General features: G+C 64.3%; 18 protein-coding genes. 1 reads left to right on the top strand and 17 read right to left on the bottom strand.

Annotation, left to right across the window (positions count from 1 at the left end):
- Nucleotides 1-25 precede the first annotated feature (25 nt).
- From AADZ78_RS28280 to AADZ78_RS28220, 13 genes are all read right to left on the bottom strand, one after another.
- Complete coding sequence (locus tag AADZ78_RS28280; protein ID WP_139829069.1) at nucleotides 26-916, bottom strand: ESX secretion-associated protein EspG; 891 nt, start codon at nucleotides 914-916, stop codon at nucleotides 26-28.
- A 153-nt stretch (nucleotides 917-1,069) separates the two neighbouring features.
- Nucleotides 1,070-1,357 (bottom strand): WXG100 family type VII secretion target, encoded by a 288-nt coding sequence (locus tag AADZ78_RS28275; RefSeq protein WP_085253191.1) that lies wholly within the window; start codon nucleotides 1,355-1,357, stop codon nucleotides 1,070-1,072.
- A gap of 68 nt (nucleotides 1,358-1,425) precedes the next feature.
- A complete protein-coding gene (locus tag AADZ78_RS28270) occupies nucleotides 1,426-1,737 on the bottom strand; it encodes a hypothetical protein (RefSeq protein WP_085253190.1) in 312 nt (103 codons plus the stop codon).
- A 68-nt stretch (nucleotides 1,738-1,805) separates the two neighbouring features.
- Nucleotides 1,806-3,011 carry a PPE family protein gene (locus AADZ78_RS28265; protein WP_085253189.1) on the bottom strand — a complete coding sequence of 402 codons (1,206 nt, stop codon included), beginning with the start codon at nucleotides 3,009-3,011 and terminating at the stop codon, nucleotides 1,806-1,808.
- Between the two features lie 30 nt (nucleotides 3,012-3,041).
- Nucleotides 3,042-3,335, bottom strand: a complete 294-nt coding sequence (locus AADZ78_RS28260; RefSeq protein ID WP_239655439.1) for a hypothetical protein — start codon at nucleotides 3,333-3,335, stop codon at nucleotides 3,042-3,044.
- A gap of 214 nt (nucleotides 3,336-3,549) precedes the next feature.
- Nucleotides 3,550-6,516: a type VII secretion protein EccCb gene (gene eccCb / locus AADZ78_RS28255; RefSeq protein ID WP_085253187.1), complete on the bottom strand. Its 2,967-nt coding sequence runs from the start codon at nucleotides 6,514-6,516 to the stop codon at nucleotides 3,550-3,552.
- Nucleotides 6,516-7,679 (bottom strand): cell division protein FtsK, encoded by a 1,164-nt coding sequence (locus tag AADZ78_RS28250; protein ID WP_264033337.1) that lies wholly within the window; start codon nucleotides 7,677-7,679, stop codon nucleotides 6,516-6,518. Before AADZ78_RS28250 ends, eccCb begins: the two co-directional genes overlap by 1 nt.
- Entirely contained in the window at nucleotides 7,679-9,193 is a 1,515-nt protein-coding gene (eccB, locus tag AADZ78_RS28245; protein WP_085253185.1) for a type VII secretion protein EccB, read from the bottom strand. The genes AADZ78_RS28250 and eccB overlap by 1 nt, the downstream gene beginning before the upstream one ends.
- 13 nt (nucleotides 9,194-9,206) lie before the next feature.
- Nucleotides 9,207-10,325, bottom strand: coding sequence for a C40 family peptidase (locus tag AADZ78_RS28240; protein ID WP_085253184.1), 1,119 nt, complete (start codon nucleotides 10,323-10,325; stop codon nucleotides 9,207-9,209).
- A complete protein-coding gene (locus AADZ78_RS28235) occupies nucleotides 10,325-11,521 on the bottom strand; it encodes a capsid assembly protein (protein ID WP_139829068.1) in 1,197 nt (398 codons plus the stop codon). Before AADZ78_RS28235 ends, AADZ78_RS28240 begins: the two co-directional genes overlap by 1 nt.
- 89 nt (nucleotides 11,522-11,610) lie before the next feature.
- Nucleotides 11,611-13,128, bottom strand: a complete 1,518-nt coding sequence (locus AADZ78_RS28230; RefSeq protein ID WP_085253183.1) for a DUF4226 domain-containing protein — start codon at nucleotides 13,126-13,128, stop codon at nucleotides 11,611-11,613.
- Nucleotides 13,129-13,143: 15 nt separating this feature from the next.
- On the bottom strand, nucleotides 13,144-13,455 hold the full coding sequence (locus AADZ78_RS28225; protein WP_085253182.1) for a hypothetical protein: 312 nt from the start codon (nucleotides 13,453-13,455) through the stop codon (nucleotides 13,144-13,146).
- Between the two features lie 239 nt (nucleotides 13,456-13,694).
- The gene (locus AADZ78_RS28220; RefSeq protein ID WP_139829067.1) at nucleotides 13,695-15,368 is read right to left on the bottom strand and encodes a hypothetical protein; all 1,674 of its coding nucleotides are present in this window, start codon (nucleotides 15,366-15,368) and stop codon (nucleotides 13,695-13,697) included.
- 339 nt (nucleotides 15,369-15,707) lie between these two features.
- On the opposite strand from AADZ78_RS28220, the gene AADZ78_RS28215 reads away from it, so the two are divergent.
- Entirely contained in the window at nucleotides 15,708-16,145 is a 438-nt protein-coding gene (locus AADZ78_RS28215) for a hypothetical protein (protein WP_139829066.1), read from the top strand.
- 81 nt (nucleotides 16,146-16,226) lie between these two features.
- On the opposite strand, the gene AADZ78_RS28210 is transcribed toward AADZ78_RS28215, so the two are convergent.
- The 4 genes from AADZ78_RS28210 to AADZ78_RS28195 form a co-directional block, all read right to left on the bottom strand.
- Nucleotides 16,227-16,541, bottom strand: a complete 315-nt coding sequence (locus tag AADZ78_RS28210; protein WP_085253178.1) for a hypothetical protein — start codon at nucleotides 16,539-16,541, stop codon at nucleotides 16,227-16,229.
- A gap of 306 nt (nucleotides 16,542-16,847) precedes the next feature.
- Complete coding sequence (locus AADZ78_RS28205; protein ID WP_085253177.1) at nucleotides 16,848-17,087, bottom strand: hypothetical protein; 240 nt, start codon at nucleotides 17,085-17,087, stop codon at nucleotides 16,848-16,850.
- 153 nt (nucleotides 17,088-17,240) lie between these two features.
- Nucleotides 17,241-17,603 carry a hypothetical protein gene (locus AADZ78_RS28200; protein WP_085253176.1) on the bottom strand — a complete coding sequence of 121 codons (363 nt, stop codon included), beginning with the start codon at nucleotides 17,601-17,603 and terminating at the stop codon, nucleotides 17,241-17,243.
- A 29-nt stretch (nucleotides 17,604-17,632) separates the two neighbouring features.
- Nucleotides 17,633-19,333, bottom strand: coding sequence for a hypothetical protein (locus AADZ78_RS28195; RefSeq protein ID WP_139829065.1), 1,701 nt, complete (start codon nucleotides 19,331-19,333; stop codon nucleotides 17,633-17,635).
- Nucleotides 19,334-19,456: the final 123 nt, after the last annotated feature.

The following is a 19,456-nucleotide window of genomic DNA, read 5'->3' as shown; positions in this document are numbered from 1 at the left end:
TTACGTGAACATACGAATTGCGTGTTTATTGGAACCTGGAGTGGTTCGCCCAGGAGGTGCCCATCGTGGCCACCAAAGATCGCAGCGCACGGGCTCCGGCGTCGACGGTTCCCGGCACAATCTGGGTCCACCACGTGCCGTTGTCACCGCGAACCGGCCCCGTCACGATGCGCCCCTCCTCGGTGTCAATGACCGCTGCGGAGGCCAGCGCCACATGATCGCCGCGTGCATCATGGACCAATAGCGCAAACGATGCTTCCAGCAGCGCTGACTCGGCCGCCAACATCACGATCCGGCGCTGCTCGGCAGTCAGCGCCAAACCACGCAACGCCACCGCCGGAGTGTGATCGCCGCGCGCAACTTGCCCGAGGCCGGCAACGAAATCCGCCGAGGGCACGGTGATCGGTTCCAACCGGGCTGGGTCGAGGGGTTCGCGCGAGCGTTGGCACAATTCCAGGATCCGCTCGTAGAGCGCCCGCAGCGAGGGCACCGTGCCGACATCCTCGATGGTCACGTTGTCGGCGTCGTTGTCACCGCTGCGCGAAATCGCGGCATGCATGCTGTCGCGGCGGGCTACCACCAGCCGCATGAACTCGCCACCGCGGCGCACGTCGACACACAATGCAATGTCGGGGGCGCCCAGGGTTTCCAGCCACCGGGCCACCGTCGGGTGCACGGTTAACTCGTCATCGAGCAGCACTCCTGCTTTGCGCAGGACCGGGATGCCCGGATGGCCGCCAGGCACACCGGAGGCGGCCACATAGGGGCGCAGCAGCAGCGGCGAAGGCAACATTTCCACCCCGCACAGCGCCTGCAACAGCCACGCCCCTTCGCAGGTGGTCTCGATTGCCGTGACCGGCGGCGGACCGCTATGACGAGGCGCTTGGCGCCGAATAAACGATGGTGAGCTAGCCACGGGTGACCATTCCTCCTTTCCGGGCCCGGTTTCCGCAACGGGCGCGCCGCCGAGCGTCCCGCTCTCACCACAGCGGCCCGGCAGGGCACCGGCACGCGAACATCGTGAAAACGCATACCGGCCATGCCGGGCCGCAGGGCTGCGGTGACGGGCTCAGATGTACTGTGCCTTGGCGGCCAGGTCGCCCTGGGTCATCTGGGCGTTGGCCGCGCTCAACGCCGCCGAAGCCCGCTGAATCGTTTCCTGCGACTGCGCGTAGGAGTGATTCACCTGTGCGATCACCTGCTGGAATGCCTCCGAGCCCTGCCCGCCGAAATTGGCGGCGTTGGCGTTGACGATCTGCAGCGACCGCTGGTGGTTCGCCTCGGTCTGTGCAGACGCCTGCTGAATCTGGGCGGCTACCTCATCGATGATCGGGGTGTTGTAGTGAATGAGCGACATCTATCAAGTCCTTTCAACAAAGAGAGTCTGTGCCCTCACCTGCGGGTGGTGACGGCACGGGGTGTGGCTTAGCTGATCAGCCCGGCGACCTGCGAGATGATGTTGGTGCTGTCGTCGTCGTGGCTCTGGAAGATCTGGCCGTTGTTGCCCATCATGTGGCTGTGGTCAGCGAACGTCGTGCTAAACCGCATGCCCTGCTGGTGCAGCTGCTCACCGACGTTTTGCATCATTGTGCCGGCTGAACCCTGCATCGCTGGAGCGAGGCTTTCCATCGCGGCAGCCAACGAGTGCATGATGCTGGCCTGGGTGTCGGAGACCTCCTGCAGGCCTTGCGCGTCGCGGGCGATCCCGTCGAGTTCGCCGTGAATGACTCCACTCATAATCCGGTGTCCTTTCCTACCGTCGAGTCGGTATGTGCTTGATTCCTGGGATAACTGGTCGGGAGGTACTAGGCGTTGGCGCCCACCTCCTCCCGGTGGAACACTGCACCGCCACTTCCAGTGATCACCGGCACCCCTGCGGGGGCACGGTATAACGCGGCCAGTGACGTCAGAGGACTCGTTTTACGCTGCTTGGCTTCTTCCTTGGATTGGTCGCCAGCACCGTGGGCCATCGGGCCCATCATGCCGCCGGTGCCGCCCATGCCGGCGCTGTTGGCCGGCGCACCCGTGGCGGCTTTGGCCTCAGCCACCCGCGATACGTTGGCCGCCTCAGCGCTGTCGGGTGCGGCCGCGTTTACGGTCGGGCTTGACGCCCAACCGACTGGGCCACGCAAGCCACCTAAACCACCCACCCCGGCACTACCACCGCCGGAGACCATGTTGGCGGCCACCGGCCCACCGGCGGCCGGCGTTGCGGTCAGCCAATCAGCCGAGTTTGCACCCGACAGAGAACTAGCAGGATTGCCCATGGCGCCCATGGACGACATCAACGATTGCAACGGGCTGATTACCTGGGTCAGGCCCTGCGTGGGACCACCGCCGCCGGCCAGTTGACCAAATTGCGACCCCACCTGGGTCAGCGGCTGCATAAACTGCATCGCCATCTCAGGCCCGCTCGACGCTAGCGAATCGGCGGGGTTTTGCGACGATCGCCCCATGGCCGACGTCGGATTCCCTCCGCCGGCGACTGTCGTCGGCGGCGGAGGGTCAAGGGGAGGGATTGCCTGCACCCCTGAGGCGCTGGCCGCCGCGTAACTGTATTTGTTGCCCGCCGCGGTCACCCACATCCGTGAGTAGTTCGCGCGGTTGGCCACAATCGCCGGTGTCAGCATGCCCAGGAAGTTGTGCGCCTGCAGGGCTACGTGCTCGGTCTGGTTTTCCCCAACCTCAAAGGGCGTCGGTGTCGCGGCTTTGAGGGTTTCAAAGGCGCTGCCGGTGGCCTCGATGCGTGCCGCTGCGTCCATGAGCATGCCCGCAAGCCGCGCCTGCCACAGCAGATGCGGAACATTGGCCAACACGGCGAATTCGCCGGTGGGGTCGGGCCAGGCCGCCGCCAGCGCCGCTGCCACCGCCTCATGACCGCCGAGGTTAGCGATCATGGCCGCGGCGACCTCCAACAACTGCGCTGCGGACTGAAGAAACGAACTCGCTCCAGGTCCAAACCAAAACCCTGCCGAGTTCTCTTCTGGAGGCAACATCCCCCACTCTGGCATCTACTGACCGTCCTTGGCCCCGAGCGATCTTTAGATGACGTCCGCGAGGCCGGCCGCGCTGAGGGCATCGGTCAGCGTCGTGATGGCCGCCGAAGTGCCCGTCGCCACGCCGTAGGCCGCATGGTTGGCTGCCGACGCTTCGACCATCGCCGCCACCTCCGCGGTGTAGGCCGCGATCTTGGCGGCATTGGCGGCGCTGATCTCCTCGATACCCGGTGGTACCACCGCCCCTGCCGCGGCCGCCGAGGCTCCGTGGCCGCTGGCCTCACCAGCCAAGCCCGCGGTCATGGCCGAAGCTCCCGTCACCGCGTCCGTCTCCCGCATGATGAATCCCATCACAACCCCTAACTCGAGTAGATAACGTCGTGGCAGTCTGACACAGTTCCAAATATCCGTAAACACGGAAATGTTCACGCGATGCGGCAATCCTAACCCCACAATGCGACAGCTTCGGACCGTTTAACACAAACGCAGGCAAACCCCTGGTTGCGCCGGCCGGTGATGACCCGACGCGGTGCCCAGCCCCCGCCTAGCGGCCTCATCGGTGGTCGTCTTCGGTTGCTCTTGTCCATCCCGTCGGTAAGGCAATTTGGATGAGCTGTCCGCCATCCTTGCGGCTATACAGTTCCCCGCGCCCGGGAATACGCGCGGCCGGACGGACATCTTCGATGATCTTTTCCCGCTTGTCACCGTCGAGCACCAGCACGCTGGCGCCAGCGCCATCCATCGCCCCAATGATCTTGTTCTGCTGGCTCGTTGAGTACCAGCCCTCAACCTTGCAGGTGACAAAGACGTGAAGGTCGAGGTGGCGCGAGGTGGCGATCGCACCCACCAACGGCTGCAGCAACGACTGCATCGCTCCTACTGGCGTGCACAGATGCAAGTCGTCGATCAGGATGAACCACTTAGGCCGCACCGGGTTCCACTGCGCCAGCTGCTGGGGGGTCAAACCACTCGGAGGGCGCCGATCCGCCTCGATCTTCTTGGCGATCGCGTGGGCAGCCTCACTGATTTCCTGCTGGGTGGTCACGTACACCTTGCGATAGCGATCATCAAGGGAATCTGCCAGCGAATAATTCGGGTCAAACTGAATCACCTGAGCCTGCTCAGGGGTGTAGGCCTCCTTGATGGCCTCACACACTGTCCGTAGAAACACGGTGCGTCCTGAGTCCACCGTTCCTACGCAATACACATGTGGGGTGTCTCGTAGATTGATCCCGACTGTGCTCATTTCACGCTCACCCATGCCCAGCTTGAGGACGCCGCGACTCGCTGCCGGCAGCCGCGGATCTTTGTAGTAGATCTCGGCGGGCAGCTGCTGCAGCTTGGGTGCGGGTTCAAAGCCCAGCTGTTTCCAGCGCTCAGCGACGACTTGAGTGGTGGCTTCGGTGGCCGCGACCTCGTTGGCAGCCTCGGCGAATTCACCCAGATATGGAGCGGCGACCAGCAAGTGGTTGCCGTCTCTGACCAGCCCGCGGCCCTTCTGCGAGTCCGGGACATGTTTGGCTGCCTCACGGTTGCGCATCTTGCTATCCGTGGGCTCGGCCATCCGCAGTTCGATCTTGGCGCCCAGCTGCGCCTCGCATTTGATCGTGTGCCACTGATCATTGGAGATGATGACGTGCACACCAAAGTTCAGCGACTCGTTAGCCAGCTTGGTCACCCGTTGATGAATCGCGAACAGCGTGGTGTCGTTGTCGGTGTCTGTCCTCAACGCGTTGATGTTGTCCACGATCAAAAAGACATCGCCATGGCCGTCCTCGGGCACCTCCCCTGGGGCCGACCCGAACTTGCGTGCGCGAAACTCCATCAGATTGATGCCGTTTTCGCCCCACTTCGCCCACCTGCGTTGACGATTGGTCACGATGCGTTCTACCTCAGACACCACCCGACGGATCTTTTCGATGTCGCCTTGGGCGGCAATGCCGCACACGTGCGGCAGACCCGCCAAGCTTTGCAGTTTCCCACCGCCGCAGTCGATTCCGTAAAACTGGACTCGCCGTGGGCTGTGCGACATCGCCAGTGCCATCATGACAGTCCGAATGGCCGTCGACTTGCCGGTCTGCGGCGCCCCCGCCACACCCAGGTTGGTGTCCTCGAGCTTGACACTGACAACATTTTGGGCGTGACGCAGCGCATCGTCCTCGCGCCCATAAGGAACCACCAGACCAGCATCGTGGCTGACCTCGCTCCACGGGCGGCCCCAGAATTCCTCGACGATCTCATCGATCGGCATCGCCCCGATTTCCTCGAACGCCGGCAGCCACAACTTGTGCCGCGGACGGGCATATCCCGCGGCGCGGATGCGATCAATGAGCACACTGGCTAATTTGGGAGCGTCCGCGCTAGGTACCGCATCGTCGAGGCCGTCCTGTTCGGCGTCACCTTCCTCGACTACCGTGTCGGGCAGCGCAACCACCTCGGCGGTGAACTTCGAGACCCCTAGATAATGGCCCTCAGTGCGATCGCGCTGCGACCCTTTGAATTTCGGCGCAACGAACGGCCCGGACACAAAAAACGAGCGGTATCGGGTGTGCTCATCATCGACCACCAAAAACGCCGACCCGGGCGGAGCGCTTTTGAACTCCTCCCACGCCCGCGGTGACCCGATCGCCGCCCGCGATTCGCCAGCACTTCTGACCTTCAACCCGATCGCAAAGCCTTGCTGGGCGATCATACCGGCCATCTTGCCGGTTTCTGCACGCTGCGAGGCGTTTAGGATATGGATCCACAGCGAGCGTCCCAGGCGCGCAACCTCATCCATCACCACCGCCATGCCTGGACGCAGCTGCAACAGCTGCGTGAACTCGTCCAACACCAAGATCAGTGCGCCGATCGGTTCACCCTGGTGCTTGCCGGCCGCGCGAGCCTCCTCATACTGGCGCACCCCGGGAAATCCGTACTTGTTCAACAGCTCTTGGCGCCGAATCAGCTCACCGCGAAGCACCAGCTCCAACCGCTCCAGCTTGTGTAGTGATTTCTCCAAGTTCGACACGACACCCACCACATGCGGAATGATCTCTAGGCCGCTAAAGGCCGATTCTCCCTTGAAGTCTCCCAACAGGATTTGCACCATCTCGGGCGGAAACTTCGCCGCCAACCCCAGCACAAGCGCCAGGCAGTGCTCGGATTTGCCCGAGCCCGTCCATCCGGTCATCGACCCATGCGGGCCCATCCCGTTTTCGGCGCTTTCCTTGAGGTCCAAATACACCAACTCGCCGTTGAGCTTCTTGCCGATCGGTAGCCGCACCCGTTCAGCAGGTGTGACCTGACCCCACGCGATCGTGGGATCCCACAGACGGGCATCAGTAATGCCAAACGCGTCGAGGAAGTCCTGCCCTGCCCGCGCCTCCCCGGCGCGTTCGGCCAACACCCGCTCGGCGTCATCGGTTGGGGCATACCGCGACAACATCCGCGCCAACGCCGCTGCCTCATGCAACGGCATCACGTCCGGTGTTGCGGCAAAGCGCAGCCCGTGGCGCACCGTGCTCGATACGGCAACCATCAGTAAGCCTCCCGCTGGTCGTCTGGCGCCTTGAGCAGATTGCCGATGTCATCAAGAAGATAGGCTGATTGCGCGTTGGCGAGGACACTGTTCTCATTGCCTGTGGCCTCGAGTAGCGAGACACCCAATCGCCCAGTCTTGCCGGTAATTTCGGCGCAGTCGGCACCGGGCAGATCCACCACCACCACCAGCCAGCGCTTCGGGCCTTGGGTGCCTTCGGTCATCGGCGCAAACGGGCGAAGCGCGCTGATCTCGGTGCCGAAGCGGTCCATGAACGACTTGACATCACCGAAGATCAGCCGTAACGGACCACAGGCGTCAACATAGGAGCCATCGGCGGTGTGCGGCAACCATTTCGCCCACTCCCACGCCAGCCTATCATCGGTGATGATGGCAAGTTGCACATCATCAGGACCATGAAATACGCACAACTGACATACCAGCGCCCGCAGCACGCCCTGGATAATCTCGCGCTGGTGCGGCTCGCCGAAAAAACTCCAACCAATCTGATCGAACAAGTGCACCGGACGCGGCACATCATGCACCACATTTTGGGCCTGCAGGAACTCGCGCGCAGCCACCGTGGTCACCGTCTCCCGAAACTCGGGAGGTGGAACCTTGGTCGGCGGAGTCAATTTCGTTCGCAACCGCGTCACTCCCACCCCCACGCGCACATGCCCCCAGTTACCCCGCTTGGCTGGAGCCCGCTCCCACATCCGCGGTGTACCAATCAGTGTCGCCAACGAGCCGTCCACCGGATTGGGGTGGTGATAGGAAATCTCATTGGCTTGCGCCTTGGCTGCCTCGTGCACATCGGCGCGCAATTGGTCAAGTTTGCGTAAATAGTCCGCGCGTTCTTGGTTTTTCGCCGATCCCCGATTCTTCTTATCGCCGCCTCCCATGCGGCTACGCATCATCATCACCATCGAAATCATCATCACCGGGAAGATGAAAAACGATCCCGTGGAAAACTGACGCACGCCGGACTTGTAGAGCATCCACATCAGCGCCACTGCCGCGGCGACAAACAACACCACCCACACCCACGTCGGGGGTCGCGACTGGGTTGGTCGACTGATTTCGCTGGGATCCTCCAGCACAATCGCCTTCTCCGGTACCGTCGGCGCGGCGCATTCTGCGCGGATGAAACCAACCCTGCTCATCAATGCGCTCCTGACACTTGGGCTTTCGGTGTGGGCAACGGGGCGACAAAGGGATCGGGCGGCAGTGTGTCATGCTGCGATAACGCAGCAGCCTTGGACAGCGCCGGCCCCGCGGGCAACCAGCGGATCACCGCCCAGGGCGCCGGCGTGGGCGAGATGTCCTTGAACCCCAGTGACTGCAGCGTCTGCTCATCGCCGTTGCCCGCGGTAGGTATGCCATAGCGCACTCCGTTATCGCCGATGAACCACAGACTTTCCCCGCGCGTTGAGATCGGCTGCATTCCGGTCACCTGGACGAAATTGGCCGCATCGGCGCGCACGAACACTTCATCAGCGGTATCGATTCCCGCTGACACCAACGGTATTCCGCGGCGCTCATCGCCGACCGGGATCGGCAGCCGCCGCCCCGAGATCGTCGTCACCTGCGCTTGCGGCTCACCGTTGGTCTTGCGCCACATCACACAGGTGACCGGCTCAACCGACTTATCCAGCAATTGCACCGCGCCACGCGGATACACCGACACATCAAACCCGGTAGCCTGCGGCAGCGTCGCCACAGCCGACGACGCCGCCGCAATCGCCTGCGCTGCGGGCACCACACCGGCATTGACGATCATCGTGGCCACGGTCTGTGGAACCCGTTGCATCCCTGCGGGCAACGCCACGAAAAACTCTGGCTCACCGGTCACATCCGAGACGCGCACGACGCTGCCCGACACCAACGGCAGCGAGGGACTCGCGTAACTGACCGGGGCACCCGGATCGGGCACACTGGGCACCCGCAGGGGCGCGCTCGGAGTTAGCGCCTCATACAACGCCCGCGACATCGCCGCCGGATGTAAATCCCCCACCGGCAGGCCCAGCGCCAAGGTGACCGGCTTGTCCGCCAGATCGATCTCCGAGCGATGCCCGTCGCTGACCACGAACACCGCTGCGCCATAGGTCATTAGCGCAGCCTGCGGTGCCACCACTTGGTGGGCCCACTCCCCCAGCGTGGCCATGCCGTCGATCACCGTAACCTTGGGCACCACCAGTGAGCCGCTGGACCCCAGGCGATCACACAGCGCCCACCCGGTACCGCCCGGTGTGCGCGCCGACAGATCATTGGGCGCACCCAAAATCCCCACCATCGGCCCGATCGGGTTTTTCAGGATCTCACTCATCGGTACCATCGTCGGGTTATCCGCGGTGCCGGCGATCAGCCGCGCCGAGGCCAAGTTCAGCGCCGGATGTAGCACCCCACCGACATTGACATAGATGGCACCGCTGGTGCGGTCGGCCACAATCTGCGAACGCCCAACCTGCCCAACCGGTTTGATCCACGCAACGATCGCGCAAATCCCCAAAATCAGCACCGCCGCGACCGAGCCGACTACCAGGGATGCGGTGGCGTTTTTTGACGGATCGTGCACCAGGCGCACGTTGCGCCGCCCAATGGCGACTTTGACCCGATGCCGCAAAAACCGCCACGCACTGACTTGCTCGAGCGAGGCGTAGTTCAGCCCGGCTGCCATCTAGAGTTCTCCTTTAACCATTGACGAGCCGCCGTATTTCGAAATGCCCTGAGGGCCAATGCCCAATCCGCACCGCCAAACCGCGATCCGGCGCCTCAACGGTCTGGCTGGGCGACATCACGATCTGCACATGCTGCGGAACGCCCGGACCTGAGTAGTTACACAACAAGATATCTCCCGCGCGCGCCTGGCCCGGCGGGACTGCGACCCCGCAATGCTGCAGCTGATAGGTGGTGCGCGGCACATCGATGCCCGCTTTGGCGAAGGCGTACTGCACCAGACCCGAGCAGTCCAACCCGACCCCATCCTGCCCAGGTCCGGGACCGTTCTTGCCGCCCCCGCCAAAGGAGTACTTCACCCCCAGCTGCGACAACGCGTTCTTAACGACCTGATCGCCCACGCTGCCGTTACCGCTGCTGAACCCGGGCGAACCCACGAACAACCCGCCCGGAGTTGGGGTTTGGTGGTTTTGGGTGAACAGGCTGGCAAGCCCGGCCAACGGCGCTAACGGCAGACCACCACCACCCATCGGTATCCCGACACCACTCATCGGCATCGCGGCCATGGCCGGCAACGCTGACAGCGCCGACATCGCCCCCATCGGCGAACCCATGGCCGCCATCGGGGCGGCCGCCGCACCACCGGGGGCCTGCTGGCCGATACCGTCATAGCCCGCCGCGGTCACGTTGGCTGCCGCCGCGCGGGTCTGAGCGTCTGCCCCAGCGTGATCCAACATCGCTTGGGTGTCATGCAAATGCCGTTTGATCGCGGCCACCAACGCACACCGACCAGCCGGGGTATCCGTCGAGGCACCCATCGCCGCCACATCCGCCTCGGCGGCCGCGATCACCGAATCCATCCGATCGCGCCCAACACCGGCAGCCGCCAACGCATCGCGCAGCTGCTGCTCGCCCGCCTCGTCGTGCTCCCCCAACGCCACAATATGACCGCGCACCACGCCAGACTCCGCGGCGAACCCGTCTGCCGCCCGACCAGAGCCGCCACCAAACACAGTCGGTGACCCCGCCACACCCGCAGCCGGTGACACCATCACCCCACCACCGGAGCCAAACGACTCACGCGCATACCCCATCGCCGCACCCGCAGCCCGCACAAAACCCTCAATACTCATCAGTACCCCTGCGGTGCATGATGCGGGTTGAACTGTCCAACAACCGCCAGATTCGAGCCGTCGCGCTGCACGTGATAGCGGCGCATCAAATAATTCATCGCCGCCGCAATGTTGGCGACCGGGTCATAGATCTCGGTGCTGGTCCCCGGCTGATGATTGGCAGCAAACGTCGCCGGGATGGTCTGCAACCCCCCGCGCGAGGACCCCGCCGGAGCGCCATCGGCCATCAGCGGGCCATGGGCATTCGAATCAGATCGATTGACCGCCATGGGATTAAATCCCGACTCACGGCCCACGCCTGTCTCCAGTCCGCGTGTCCAGTTCGCCCGCGCGATCGGATCGTGAATCCCCATCACATCAAGCGCTTTCGCAATGTAGGTGCTGTAAGGGCCCCGCCCGCCGGGCGCCGCTTGTGGGTCATAGCGCACATCACCCACTGGGATTGCCGCTGCACCAGAGGTTGGCTCGTCAACGCCCAGGATCTGCCCACCAGCACCGCCAGATTGCCCGCCCGGAGTTGGGGTTTGGTGGTTTTGGGTGAACAGGCCGGCAAGTCCGGCCAACGGCGCTAACGGCAGACCACCACCACCCATCGGCAACCCGACACCACTCATCGGCATGGCGGCCATGGCCGGCAACGCTGACAGCGCCGACATCGCCCCCATCGGCGAACCCATGGCCGCCATCGGGGCGGCCGCCGCACCACCGGGGGCCTGCTGGCCGATACCGTCATAGCCCGCCGCGGTCACGTTGGCTGCCGCCGCGCGGGTCTGAGCGTCTGCCCCAGCGTGATCCAACATCGCTTGGGTGTCATGCAAATGCCGTTTGATCGCGGCCACCAACGCACGCCGACCAGCCGGGGTATCCGTCGAGGCACCCATCGCCGCCACATCCGCCTCGGCGGCCGCGATCACCGAATCCATCCGATCGCGCCCAACACCGGCAGCCGCCAACGCATCGCGCAGCTGCTGCTCGCCCGCCTCGTCGTGCTCCCCCAACGCCACAATATGACCGCGCACCACGCCAGACTCCGCGGCGAACCCGTCTGCCGCCCGACCAGAGCCGCCACCAAACACAGTCGGTGACCCCGCCACACCCGCAGCCGGTGACACCATCACCCCACCACCGGAGCCAAACGACTCACGCGCATACCCCATCGCCGCACCCGCAGCCCGCACAAAACCCTCAATACTCACGCCGACCACCCACAGCGGTCAGCCGGCAACGATAATGCCCACAGCCATGCAGGGCGCCCCTCACCGCGACCATCATCATCGGTGTGCCTTTATGACGGCTGGCTGCTCGGCGGGTGCGCGGCCGGTGGCGGTGAGGGCTGACCGAGGGCGGCGTTTTGCCCCCCGCCCTTGCCAGAGCCCGCGCTGGGATCCATCCAGCCCAGGAAATCCGGGCCCGAACCCACACTTGTCAGCAGCTGAACCTGCCCCGATACCAGCACCTTGTTGTTCCCCAAGGCCATCACGAGATGGTCTTTCCACACACCGATATCACCGGCCTTGAGCAACGTCGGCGGTATCGGTGCGGTCACCGGCGTTCCCGGCGGCGGCACCGTCACACCAGCCTGATGCCAGGCGTCGGCCACCGGGGCTCCGCCCAAAGCCGCCCGCGCCGCGGTGGCGCCCAGCGTGCTGCGCGCCTCTGCGGTGGTCCCATCTGGCAGCGCCACGTGGGTGCCCCCGTCTCGTCCAGAACCTGCATCGCCGGCATTGCTCACATGGCTAGCGGGCGGCTCTGTAGGGTCACCGGTTGATCCGTGATCGGCGGCCGGTGTGGTCCCCGCATCGGAGAGGTTCGAACCCTTGTCCGAGCCTGAACCCTCACCACTCTGGGCGTCCTGCAACGTCGGCGAACCGGAATCACCATGTCCAGAGCCGTCCTGGAAGCCGGCGTCTGTTCCGTGATTGCCTAATCCGCCCAGTCCACTCAACGCCCCCAACGGATCACCGCCCCCTAATCCCGGCATGCCGCCCCCGCCGAACGACGGCAATGACGGCATCGGCATACCCATACCCGCGGGCATCATCCCGGCGCCCGGCATGGCAGCCTGCATACCCTGCCCGTACGGCGAGGCCGGCATCGTCCCCGCGGCCCCAGCGGGGGTCGTGCCTTGATCAGTGCCACCCGAGCCGCCTCCCGACGATCCCGTGCCCCCACCAGCGGCTCCGCCCCCATCACCTGGCTTACCGCCGTGGCCACCCCCAGCGGCGTCGAGGTACCGCTGTGTCATCTCGCGAGTCTGGCGAGCCTTGGTCTCGGCATCCGCGATCTGGTCGTCAATGATCTTTTTGGCCGACGACAACTTGTCTTTCAAAAACTCGCGCAACTCCCGTTGACCATCAGGAGTGCTTAAGCGAGGCCCCAGCTCCACGATCTTCGCATCGACGTCTCTTTGGATTGCCTCCAACGCCTGTTGACCCGCCGCGCCGGCGGCGCGGATCGCCTCAACCGTTGCCGCGGCGCTGCTGTCGAGCTGTTCCAAATGGTCAATGATCTGCGCAAGGGCCTTAGCCTCGCTGCCCGCAGCATCAGCGGCACCCCCGGTCCCGGGCGCGTTAGCTCCCGGCGGCGGCGCCAAGCTCGGATAAGGCGGCACACCCGGAACAGAGCCAGGATACGGCGGCGGCTTTGCCCCCGCGCGGGCCTGCGGCCCAGGCGAATCATCCAACGCCCCGGCCCCTAGATACCCGCTCGCAGCACCCAACACCCCACCAACAGGTCCGCCCACCACCGTCCCAAGGACACCACCGATCACCGACCCGATGACGTCCCAGCCATCACCCGACATGCCACAACCTTTCTGCTAAAAATTCAGCGCCCGCTCAGCAGCGGCGACATCGTCTGGTGACGGGTACTGGCCACGGTAGGACTGCGGCAAATTGGACAGATACCGGTCATGGGCAACGTCAGCCACCGAAACGCAGCGACGACCCAGCGTGTAGGCATCCCAGTGCCGCACGGCATCCTTCAAAAAGCGCACCGCAACCACATACCCGTGCTCACTCACCTCGGCGCCCATAGAGCGCTTGACCGACATCGCCGAGGCCACCACCCGCACCTCGCCGAGATCCGGTTCATCCGCAGCCAGATCCACCACCGATAGCCCTTTCCGCATAGACCCAGTCATGCTCACATTACGCAATAATAAGCAACAGTGAACAGTAATAAAGCAATGCGTTCTGGTGCACGGCGTATCAACTGGTTGTCGCGCTCTCCATGGGCCGCCCATACTGCAAACCAGCCAGGTGTGTGTCCTAGACAGCCACCCCGGCAAGCGGCCGGTCATGTGTCACAACGGGTGGTTACGAAGCGTCAGCCTCCTAGGGCTGTTCGACGCCTAGTCTTACCTGTTGATCAATGCGCTGCTGATTGCCGTCGTTGGGTGACGTGCGGTTCCATTGCGGCGATCGTCGTCACCACGGTCGGCCCGAACCCGGCCTTAATCCCGCAGTAAGCCAACTCGGCCAAGCGTGGTGTACCGCCCTTCCACGACTGGATTAACTCGATCATCCGGCCGATCCGATAGTAGTGGGTGTACCACAGGATCGCAGCCCGCGCCGCATCCGAATCATCGTTGTCGCGAGGCGCGAAGCCAGACGGCCACGCCACAGCACCGTTGTGCCGTTGCTCAACGGATCGATCGTAGGACGCCCACATCGCGGGGGTGGCGGCCTCGCTGCCGACCGCCTGCAGCATTTCGGCATCAGCATGCTCGACCAGCGGCGACCCCGTGCCGTCGGCGTTGCAGGCCTCCTGAAACACGGTGCGCGTCAACGTCGCCGCCGCCCACACCGAGACATCCCCACCGCGATCCAGTCCGTTCACTCGCTGAAATAAGCCTGGGTCCAGCACCGCCAACCGATGCTGGTGCGCCGCATCTAATTTCGGTGTAGACACTTCGTTCACCAAACGCAAGGCGTCGCGATGATCCATCCCCACGAAATCACCAGTGAAACCGGCGGGCGGGTCGGCCCATAACTCGGTGGTCACTAGAGCCGAAACCGACACTCCCGCACTCACTTTGCGCAACCGGTCGCAGTAGTCGATCAGAATTTTCGATGGGAACTGGCAGCCCATCCACACATCGGCCCACCCCATCGGCAGCGCGGCATCACTGACCGCCAAACGCACAGTGCTCGGCAGATACACCGTCGCCGGCAGATATCCGCCGCCTCCGACGTTGTTGGCCACCGCGATGTGCAATCCGACTGGGGATCTCAGTACCACAACAGCCCACAAGACCAGCATCTTTGACTGCTCGCTACCATGGGCCAGCTCACCCAAAATCCTTTGGGCGGTAATAAGATTCGGATTGACGTCGGTCGACGAAGCTGCCAGTGCGGACATCGCGCCCGACGCCCCCGGGTTACCGGCGAGCATCGGCGGCGCGCCAGGAGGCCCGGAACCCCCACCGGGACCTCCCACACCGGCACCGCTGCCACCAGCCGGTGATGTCAGGGCGCCCGGCACCCCACTGCCAGCCCCAGGGGCACTTGCGCCCGGCGGACTATACGGAGCCAACGGCTGTGCGGCCATCCCGGCAGGGGGAATCAACGCTCCACCACCGCTGACCGGCGCGCCACCATGGCCGCCCGACAGCCCCGCGGAATCCACCGGCTGAGCGGCCCAACCCGTACCCGATCCGACACCAGCTTGACTCATCCCCGCGCCCACCGCATTCGGCGCAGCCACCGGCGGCTGACTAGCCCCCCTAATCGGTGCTGTTGGCTGCTGCGCCGGAGGGGCGACCGGCGCCGCCATTCCACCCGTGACGCCCATCCCCGACGCCAGTCCCGATTGGAAGCTCGAGCCCGTATTGGCCAGCGATGACGCCGACGCCGGCGACACAGTGCCAGCAGAAGGAGCCTGGGGCACCGCCGAGGCCGGCAACGTTCCCGCACCCGTGCCTCCCATCGAACCAAGCTGCGACGGGAAGCCAGAGCCCAAACTCGGCACACGACCACCACGCCCGCCGGCGCCGGATCCAAGCCCACTCCCGCTTCCACTTGGTCCGAAATTGGTGGGCATGAACGGAGTCTGTCCCGGTCCCGGCAACAAATCCGAGTGAGTGCCGTCGCCTGTGGGTTGTACTGACACGGGAGGGTTGTCATCTCCTGGAGTCAGATCGCAGTGAGTGCCGTCTGTCCCGTCGCCCGGCAGATCGCTGTGAGCGCCGTCCTTGTGATGCTCATTTGTTGCTGGCTTAACCTTCGGTTTCTTGTCGTCCTGGTCAGTGTGTGTGCCGTCCCCCGGTTTCGGCGGCGTGTCCAGCGGGATATCAAAATCTGCCTCACGCAGTACACGCGCCACCGTCGGGGCAGTCCTTGTCACCACGCTATCTGCTTGCCCGCTATAGGTCCGCCAAACTTGAAGCGCACCAACAGGATCATGGCGCTGAACTGCGTCATAAAATTTCTGTTCGCCATCTTCGGCGATACGGTCGATCTCCCCTTGCGCGTTTTGCACTATTGCAGACACTTGATACGAGGCGAGCCCGGCGGCTTGATGTTTATCCGCGTGAGCACCCCAAAGCTGGTGATTGTCGCGAAGTTTGGCTTGCAACGCCTCCCCGGCTTCCCCTTGGAGAGCTTGCGCGAACAGCTGACTGTGGGTATTTTTCGACCGCTCAATTGCCTCATTGAGGTCCTGGTGAGCGTCTGTGTGAAAGTCGTACCAGGAGTCGAGGTGTTGCCACACCGAGTCAGGCGGTCGCCGCCCGTCTTTGATCGCATGCGCGAAAGCGCTTTCGCCGACCTCAGATTGAAGGGTTCCCGCCGCACCCCGAGCCACTCTCGAGGCGCCTAACGCTTGGGCGTAGAGCTGTCTTCCGATATGTTCGACAGCATCGACCCCACCCGCGAGCCCACTACCCGTGTCCGCCATTGCCTATCCTTCGTAGGCACGGCACAAGTCCCAGGAACGCTGGTCCGCCGTGTTCGCAGGAGCGGCCTTCCAGTCCTGAGGGATGTGGATCGCGCCCGCCGATGGTTCACGGCTCAGTGCTGCTGCCTGATCGCGGAGGAACTCAAGACTTTTCGTTATGGCGTTGCGGATGCTTGGGTCGGCGATCGGATTGTCGCGCAGCGCATCGGCGATGTAGTTCGCGGTGGGGACTACATCGAAGCCTCTGTTCTGCGGTGAAGGCATCGCCCGATAGCCAGCGGCGAATCGCGTACACAGGTCGACCGTTGCGGCGCGCACCTGCTCTGCTGTGGGTGGCGCACTCGTCGGTGATGCCGGCGCAGCCTGAACTGCCTGCTGATCCTTTGTGGCGGTTAGGCTCCCGACGTAGACGCCCACGATGCCGGCGACCAAGACTGACAGACACGCAGCCAGGACACCCGCCACAACGAGACCCCGGTGAGACCTCCTGTCGTCATGACGCGCCGGCGGAGGAGGCCAAGGAATCGGGGCTCCGGGTGGAGGAGGCACCGAGCCACCAAACCCCATTCCCACCTCAGGATGCCTGGGGCTTAACGCTGTCGGTGTGTATCGATACGGCATGATCTACACCTCTACGCTGTCGTTGATAAGCACGGTATTGCCGGCCTCGGTTTCACTGAAGATCGTGATCGTCGCGCTGTTATCACCAGTGAATTCGGTGGCGTTAGAGGCGCGCATCGACGTGAAGGTCTCGTGAACTACTGGCCAATCCGCCACTGCTGCCAGGATCGCGGTGGAGATCGGATCGGCTGGTGCAGCGATCGGCGCGGGTAGCGTCGTCGACGCGGTGGGAGTGTCGCTCATCCAACGACCGCTCGTCTGGCCCAATTCGGAGGTATCGGTCCTAATGTTCGGCACTTGCGGGTCCGCCTGCCTGTCGTCTTTTAATCAAGATGGTAGTTGCCTGGGGTGACATTTCGCCTGCTCTTACGCAGGGCTGGCTGGTGGCTAGCTGAGCTATTCCGCGGCGCGCAGCGCCGTCGCGAACCGAGCCGCCACTGGATGGTTGGCCATCTCCTCAGGGATGTGAGCGAATTTGTTGAGGAATTTTTGGCCGATCGCGTCAAGGGCTCCTTGTGCGCGTTTGGCGTTGTGCGCGATCTCGGCGTTGACCGCGTCTTCGAGTTCACTGACGGTTAATTCCTCTTGCAGCCCCGGCCGGATCGTCACCTCGATCATCCGGCCGCGACCGTCGTGGGTGACGACAACGTCGGCGTCATCGTCGCCAGTGCTCGTAAAGGCGTCGACCTCGGCCTCCCACTCGTACACCGCGTCGAGCAGCGCGCCAATCGTTTCTGATGCCCGTTCGGCTCTGCTCATCGGCCCTCCTACCGCCTGATCGACTAGCCTCATCGTTCCTCCTTGCCCCGACGCTGCGCTGAACGCTGGCGCTCCGCTGCGCCGAATACCGGCTCACTGTTGACGACAGGTCGCAGAACGACCCGTCGTTTCTCAGCGGCCTTACGTTCGTCCTCGTTACCGCGGCCCATCCCGCCCATCATCGGCGGGGCGATCATCCCTGACCCACCGGCGGCGGTCGGGACACCGCCGCTAGGTGAGGTACCGACTGGCGGGCCGACGGCGGGGTTCGCCGCTGACACCGTGCCGCTCACCGGCGGCGACACGGGCGCGCCACCGCCGCCGTCGCCCCCACCACCGCCGCCTGCCGGTGTGGTGCCACCTGAGCCGTAGTCGTGATCGTTCTCCAGGTCAGGCATCGAGTCAGCCCCGGAGCCGTCACCGCCAGACGGTGCCTGCGGCCCACCCATGTGGGGCATCCCGCCCAGCCCTGACGGCGATGACAAACCCGACAAAGCGGACAGCGGCGAACCTGAGACGCCATGCATGCTGTTGGCCAGCTGGCCAGCTGTTCCCAGGCCAGCGCCCACAACCTCGCCGGCGATGCTGGCCATCACCGGCGCCCCGGCAGTAGCTGGTGACGTCGTGACCGGCTGCTGCTGTGCCGGCGCGATAGGCGGTGTCCCCGACTGCCCTAGCGGCGGACCGATGTCGGCCGTGCTCGGTCGCTGCGTGTCATCGCCAGCTCCCTTGCCGGCATCATTGCCATCGCCGGCGTGGTCGCCGTGGGCTCCTGGGTTGAGCTGATTGGCATTCGTTTCACTAGAGTCCCCGGGGCCGGTTCCGTGGACAATGGGTGGTGCAGGAACGGGTGGGTTCGCGGCAGCGCCCGTCGTGTTGGGCACGGCCGCCGCGTATGTCTGATAGCCGGCTACCGCCGTGGTCCGCTTCTCGCGCAAGTGCTGGGTTAACGCAATTGCCTCGGTGGGATCACCACTGACCTGATAATGCTTGACCGCGGTCTGCAGACGTGCGTGGATGTCGTGGAACTCCTGGGGCGTTGGCGTGTTCTGGATGATGGTGTCGGCGTGGCCGGCCGCCTGCTCGGCTGCCTGAGCTAACTGCAGCGCACTGGAATGCAAACTCGACTCCAACCAATCCGCGTGCTGTAACAGGTTGTCCGAAGCCGGTGCCGTCCCGCTATCCCACGCCTGCGCAACGCTATTGCCGTAGCGGCGGGTGTGATCGGCGGCACTCAGAATGCGCGGGGCGATCTGAGTGCGCCACTGATTGGCAAACTCGCGCAGGCGGGCTGGGTCAGGCTGGGCGTGCACGAGCGCGGCAACTTGCTCACCGGTCATTGGCGGCGGGGACGGTATCTGCGGAATGTGCGGCAGCGTCGGGGCGGGCACCGCACCCGGCGTCGCGGGCGGTAATGACTCCGGGGTCGCTGTGCTCCGCGAGCTCCCCAGCACGCTGGCGATTCTGCTCGCGCCCGCGTCATCGAGCGCCCCGAGATAGTCAGCGGTACGGGCCAGACTCATCCCCCCCGCCTCACGCTGCTGGCCTGCGTGTTCCATCAACGTCCACAACACCTGCGACCATTGCGTCAACGTTTCAGCCACCGACACCGACACCGGGTCTGTGGCCGCTGGATCACACCGCGGAGCGCCGCCGCCAGGACCGGCCGTGTTCGCCAAACCCGTACCGGCAGAGTGCAGCCCGTCTGTGTCGACACTCACCTGTGCCATCAGCACCTCCGTGCGTGCGAAACGATCGGCAGCTGCGTCATGATTTGCGCACGGCTGTCAATGCCGGCGGGTAGCGCCGTGACCGACGCTGGGCGTGCACCTCGTGGTGCAGTATGGGGACTC

The organism is Mycobacterium riyadhense (genome assembly GCF_963853645.1).
Taxonomy (GTDB): Bacteria; Actinomycetota; Actinomycetes; order Mycobacteriales; family Mycobacteriaceae; genus Mycobacterium; species Mycobacterium riyadhense.
The sequence above is the reverse complement of the archived record's forward strand: the minus strand, read 5'-3'. Positions and strand labels throughout refer to the sequence as shown.